Source organism: Micromonospora sp. NPDC048999 (assembly GCF_040649295.1).
Taxonomy (GTDB): Bacteria; Actinomycetota; Actinomycetes; order Mycobacteriales; family Micromonosporaceae; genus Micromonospora.
Genome location: NZ_JBEZFI010000087.1, coordinates 1 through 5412 on the forward strand (window position 1 = coordinate 1; position 5412 = coordinate 5412).

A 5412-nucleotide genomic window follows, 5' to 3' on the forward strand; every position below is an offset into this window, starting at 1 on the left:
ACCCTGCGACGCCGCCCATTCCTTCAAGTTCACACAAACACCATAGATGTCCAGCGATCACCAATGATGTTCGACACGCCATCAGCTAGCTACCCTCGCCGTCAAGGACGTCGAGCTGGCGCTGCGCGAGGTCGACGCCGGCCGGTTCCCCGCCGCCGAGAGCTTGGCCGCGGAGTGGCAGCGGGCGATGGCGCAGGGGCTTGGCTCCGCGGACCTCACCGTGGTCACCCGCGCCCTGTCGCCCACCGATCCGGCGTAACTGGCATCGCCGCCGGCCACGGATCAGGCGGGCCGTCCCGGCCGCGTCAACGGTCGTGGACTCGGCGCCGACGCTCGGTGACGGCGGGTTGACGCGACCTCCGGCAGGGTCGCAGGACGACGTCGGTTCCGGCCGCACCAGACCGGTCCACCGTCTCCCCGCCCGCCGTCCGAGGAGGCTTCATGATCAGGGCGATGGTCCGGATGCGCGCCCGCCAGGGACTCGAATCCGAATTTGAGTCGGTGTGGCGCGAGGTCGCCGGGCAGATCGGCGGCCTGGCCGGCAACCTCCGGCACGGCCTGCTGCGCGACGCCATCGACTCGCGTGCGTTCGTCGTCGTCACCGAATGGGCCGACGAGCCCGCGTTGCGCGACTACCTGGCCGGCCCGGTCGCGGCACGTCTCGCCGCCGCCGTCCGGCCGTTGATCGGGCCAGCCGGGCCGGAGAGCCACCGGGTCATGCACGACGGAGACCGCGGCGAACCCAGGATCTACGTGGACGTCGAGCTGACCGTGCCGGCCGGCCGGCTCGCCGAGTTCGCCCGCGGCTACGCCGAGGTCACCGGCCGGATGCCCGGGGTGCCCGGGTATCTGCGCGAGGAACTGCTGCGCGAGCCCGGATCGGACCTCTTCCACATCTTCGCGGAGTGGAGCAGCGAGGCGGAGTTCCACCGCTGGATCAGCGACCCGGCCCACGCGCAGCGGGAAGCCGGGCCGATCGCACCGTTCCTTGTCGAGTTCCGGCGGCGCCTCTTCCACGCCGCGGCCGACGCCGGAAACGGACCTGAACCGACCACGGACAGGGAGGTAGCTGCTGTGCACAGGACAACGGACGTACTCGTGGTCGGCGCGGGGCCCACCGGGCTCACCGTCGCCGTCGAGTTGGCCCGTCGGGGCATCGACTGCCGGGTGATCGACAAGTTGGCCACCCCGCCCGGGCAGGCCGACAAGGCCATCGGGGTGCACTGCCGCACGATGGAGCTCTGGGAGGAGCAGGGCATCGTGCGGGAGGCCATGGACGCCGGGATCTGGCTGACCGGGAACATGGTGTTCGTCAACGGTGTGGAAACCCACCGGATGAGCTGGGAGCTGCCGGAGCTGCCGTACGCGCACCTGGGCCTGCCCCAGTACGAGACCGAGCGGCTGCTCACCCAACGCCTGGCCACCCTCGGCGTACGCCCGCAGCGCGGCGCCGAGCTGACCGGATTCACCCAGGACGACGACGGCGTGCTCGCCACCGTGACGACCGCCGACGGCGGCACCGAGACCGTACGCGCGAAATACCTCATCGGCTGCGACGGCGCGCACAGCCGGGTCCGCGAGCAGCTCGGGTTGACCTTCACCGGCGGGCTGGGCCGGTTCCCGCAGCTGTTCATGCTCGGCGACGTCGACGTGGACTGGGACATGCCGGACGGTCACCTGCTGCGGTTCCTGCACGAGACGGACGGCCGGATGGACGGCATGCTGGTCTGCGTGCCGCTGCGCGGCGAGTCCCGGTACCGGATCGCCACGCTCGCGCCACCCCGGTTCTTCGCGCAGACCGGCGGGCAGGACGCCCCGCCCGGGTTCAGCGAGGAACTCGCCGAGCCGACCCTCGCCGACGTCCAGGCCGCCCTGGACCAGTTGGCCCCGCCCGGCACCCGGGCGTCGAACCTGCGCTGGTCGTCGGTGTTCCGGATCAGCCACGGCATCGTCGACCGGTACCGGGACGGCCGGGTGTTCGTGGCCGGCGACGCCGCGCACCTGCACCCGCCCGCCGGCGGTCAGGGCATGAACACCGGCATCCAGGACGCCTGGAACCTGGCCTGGAAGGTGGCGCTGGCGGTGCGCGGCATCGCGGCGCCCGGGCTGCTCGACAGCTACGAGACCGAACGGCGCCCGGAAGGCGAGGAGATCGTCGGGCGTGCCGTCCGGCTGGCCTTCACCGACGAACTGGACCGCGAGGACCTGAAGCGCCAGTTCCTGCAGGAGATGTCCCTGCTGCTCAGCTACGCGGACAGCCCGCTGGTGGGCGAGTGCGTGTCCGATCCCGACGCGCTGCGCGACGGCCCCCGGCCCGGCGACCGCGCCCCCGACGTCGGCGGCCTGCGCCGGCCGGGGGTCGGGCATCCGCTGCGGCTGCGCGACCTGACCCGCGGCACCCGGCACACCCTGCTGCTCTACGCGGACGCCTCAGCCGACGAGGGGACGCTGGCCGCGCTGGAGAAACTGTGCGCCGAGGTCCGTGGCCAGACGGCCGGGGAGGTCGACGGGTACCTGCTGCTCAGCCCGGACGCCCCCGCGCCGCGGCTGCTGGCCCCGCCCACGGTGCGCGACACCGACGGCGAGTTCCGGGCGACCTACGGCGTCACCGGCGCGGCCCTCTACCTCATCCGCCCCGACGGGCACGTCGGGTTCCGCAGCCAGCCGATCGACGCGGACGCGCTCCGCAAGCACCTGCACCTGGTGTTCGGCGGTGCCCGATGACCCGGGTCCGCACCGTACTCGCGATGCGTACCCGACAGGGCTGCGAGGAACGGTTCGAGAAGGAGTGGCTCGCGGCGGCCGAGGAGATCCGTGCGCTGGACGGCTGCCTGCGCCAGGACCTGGTCCGCGACGCCGACGACCCGCGCAGCTATCTGATCATCAGCGACTGGGCGGACCGCGAACGGCTCGACGCCTTCGGCCGCAGCGCGCACCGTGACCGGCTGCTACGCGTGATCCGTGAGCTGCGCGAATCCGCCCAGCGAAACACGTACCAGGTCCTGCACATCGTTCGCTGCGACGCCGAGGAGTCCCGATGACCGACCACGTCGTACGCGGGTCCGACATCTACACCGACGAGTTCGCCGCCGACCCCTATCCCACCTTCGCCCGGCTGCGGGCGGACCGGCCGGTGTGCCCGATCAGCTCGCCGCGCTTCGACTCGTACCTGATCACCCGGTTCGACGATGCCCGGGCGGCGTTGAACGACCCCCGACTGTCCAAGGACCTGTACGGCCCCGGCCAGCACTACCTGCGGATCTTCGGGCCGAATTCCGAGGGCCTGAACAAGAACATGCTCAACTCGGACCCGCCGGAACACACCCGGCTGCGGCGGATCGTGTCCCAGGCGTTCGCGCCGCGCCGGATCGAGGCGTTGCGGCCCCGGGTGGCGCAGATCGTGGACGACCTGCTCGACAAGGTCGTCCCGCAGGGTCGCATCGAGCTGATGCACGACTTCGCGATCCCGCTGCCCATGACGGTGATCTGCGAGCTGCTCGGCGTACCGGTCGCCGACCACGAGCAGGTGCTCGGCTGGACCCAGGTGATCAGGACATCCGGGTCGTCCCGCCGCAGCCCGCAGGAGGAGCGGGCGGCCGTGCAGGAGGCCCAGCTGCGGCTGCACCACTACCTCGCCGACCTGGTGCGGGCCAAACGAACACGGCCCGCCGACGACATGATCAGCGCCCTGATCGACGCCTGCGACCAGGACGGGGCACTGGCCGAGCCGGAACTGGTCACCACCACCTTTCTGCTGCTGTTCGCCGGGCACCAGACCACCGCGGACTTCATCGGCAACGCGATGCTGGCCCTGCTCACCCATCCCGACCAGCTGGAACTGCTGCGCACCACGCCCAGGTTGCTGCCCTCGGCGATCGAGGAACTGCTCCGCTTCGACGGCCCGCTGCCGGTGGCCAGCCCCCGGATCACCACCGACGACGTCGAGTACCAGGGCGTCTGCATCCCGCGCGGCTCCGTCGTCGGCGTGGTGCTCAACTCGGCAAACCACGACCCCGCGCACTTCGCCGACCCGGACCAGCTGGACGTCCGTCGGGTACGCGGCCCGCACCTGGGCTTCGGACACGGCGTCCACTACTGCCTGGGCGTCTCACTGGCCCGGATGGAGGCGCAGCTCGGCATCGCGGCGCTGCTGCGCCGGCTGCCCGGGCTGCGGCTCGCCGTGCCGCTCACCGAGGTACGCCGGCTGCCGGCCGCGTCGCCGTTCCGGGGCCTGCTGGAGCTGCCGGTCACCTTCGCGGCCTGAGTACCTGCGCCGCGACGCGTCCCCGCCCACACCCAGACACACCGAACCCAACCAAGGAGCAGCCATGGTTTTCCGGAACGTGATCGTCTGCCACATGGTCCCCGGCAGTGAGAACATCGTCGGCGACGTCTTCGGCTACTACGACCGGACCACCCGACCGCAGGACCTCGGTGTCATCGGGCGGATCCTGCTGTCGCACGAGGACCTCTACCTCCACGTCATCGAGCGCAGCCAGGACCCCAAGGTGTCGGGCCAGACCCGCGGCCTGCCCGCGTTCCAGAAGATCGCCGAGGAGATCGGCCCGTACGTGACGCCGTACCCGAGGTACTGGAAGAACCCGTCCGACTCGGTGGCGAAGGAGTTCTACCAGTGGGTGCCGGACGGGCCGGAGCCCGAGGACACCACGATGACCGTGATCGTCGGCCGGCTCAAGCCGGGTGCCGAGCCCGACGTGGCGCGCGTCTTCGCCGAGTCCGACGCCGGCTCGCTCCCCGCCGAGCTGGGGGTCACCGGGCGGTGGCTGTACTCGATCGACGACGTCTACGTGCACCTGCTGGAGCAGGACACGTCCGTCGCCGAGTCCATGCGGCACAACCATCACAAGCCGGCCTTCAGCAAGGTGATGGAGGAGCTCAGCCCGTACATCAGCCCCTACCGTCCGGACCTCTGGCGCGGCCACCAGGACTCGCTGGCCAAGCCGTTCTACCGCTGGCGGGCCGAGGACTGAGGGACCGAGGTGGGGGCGTCGGCGGACGCCCCCACGGTCGTCACTCGTCGACGACGGTGTCCGTCTCGCCGTCGTGCTGGAACCGGACCGGCTGGTGCTCGTCGGGCCGGGGGTTCTGGGACGGTGTGTGGTGCGGGTCCCCGTCCGGGGAGAAGAGGACCTCGTCGGTCTTGTGGGTCTTCTCCTCGTCCTCTTCCGGCTCCGTCACGTCCGCTCCTCGCCCGCTGCGCCTCACCTGTGTTTCCACCCTAGGTGGGCGGGGCGGGCCGGCGCAGGCGTTCACCGTTCGGCGATCCTGCCGAAACGCCCCGATGGCGGCCGGAGGTGGGGTAGCTAGCTGATGGCGTGTCGAACATCATTGGTGATCGCTGGACATCTATGGTGTTTGTGTGAACTTGAAGGAATGGGCGGCGTCGCAGGG

The 5412-nt window shown here is 71.0% G+C and carries 5 protein-coding genes; 4 read left to right on the plus strand and 1 reads right to left on the minus strand.

Annotated elements, in window-relative coordinates; genetic code table 11:
• Positions 1 to 441 precede the first annotated feature (441 nt).
• The 4 genes from AB0C02_RS33285 (at position 442) to AB0C02_RS33300 (ending at position 4991) form a co-directional block, all read left to right on the plus strand.
• Positions 442 to 2724, plus strand: coding sequence for an FAD-dependent monooxygenase (locus AB0C02_RS33285; RefSeq protein ID WP_357553191.1), 2283 nt, complete (start codon positions 442 to 444; stop codon positions 2722 to 2724).
• 23 nt (positions 2725 to 2747) lie between these two features.
• Positions 2748 to 3041 carry an antibiotic biosynthesis monooxygenase gene (locus tag AB0C02_RS33290; protein ID WP_357553192.1) on the plus strand — a complete coding sequence of 98 codons (294 nt, stop codon included), beginning with the start codon at positions 2748 to 2750 and terminating at the stop codon, positions 3039 to 3041.
• The gene (locus tag AB0C02_RS33295; RefSeq protein ID WP_357553193.1) at positions 3038 to 4264 is read left to right on the plus strand and encodes a cytochrome P450; all 1227 of its coding nucleotides are present in this window, start codon (positions 3038 to 3040) and stop codon (positions 4262 to 4264) included. The genes AB0C02_RS33290 and AB0C02_RS33295 overlap by 4 nt, the downstream gene beginning before the upstream one ends.
• Positions 4265 to 4328: 64 nt before the next feature.
• Complete coding sequence (locus AB0C02_RS33300; RefSeq protein ID WP_357553194.1) at positions 4329 to 4991, plus strand: TcmI family type II polyketide cyclase; 663 nt, start codon at positions 4329 to 4331, stop codon at positions 4989 to 4991.
• A gap of 40 nt (positions 4992 to 5031) precedes the next feature.
• On the opposite strand, the gene AB0C02_RS33305 is transcribed toward AB0C02_RS33300, so the two are convergent.
• Positions 5032 to 5199 carry a hypothetical protein gene (locus AB0C02_RS33305; RefSeq protein WP_198940372.1) on the minus strand — a complete coding sequence of 56 codons (168 nt, stop codon included), beginning with the start codon at positions 5197 to 5199 and terminating at the stop codon, positions 5032 to 5034.
• Between the last annotated feature and the right edge of the window lie 213 nt (positions 5200 to 5412).

What these genes read in the sequence shown, in the direction of transcription:
- AB0C02_RS33285 (WP_357553191.1), top strand. Translation starts at nt 442, where the DNA reads ATGATCAGGGCGATGGTCCGGATGCGCGCCCGCCAGGGACTCGAATCC.
- AB0C02_RS33290 (WP_357553192.1), top strand. Translation starts at nt 2,748, where the DNA reads ATGCGTACCCGACAGGGCTGCGAGGAACGGTTCGAGAAGGAGTGGCTC.
- AB0C02_RS33295 (WP_357553193.1), top strand. Translation starts at nt 3,038, where the DNA reads ATGACCGACCACGTCGTACGCGGGTCCGACATCTACACCGACGAGTTC.
- AB0C02_RS33300 (WP_357553194.1), top strand. Translation starts at nt 4,329, where the DNA reads ATGGTTTTCCGGAACGTGATCGTCTGCCACATGGTCCCCGGCAGTGAG.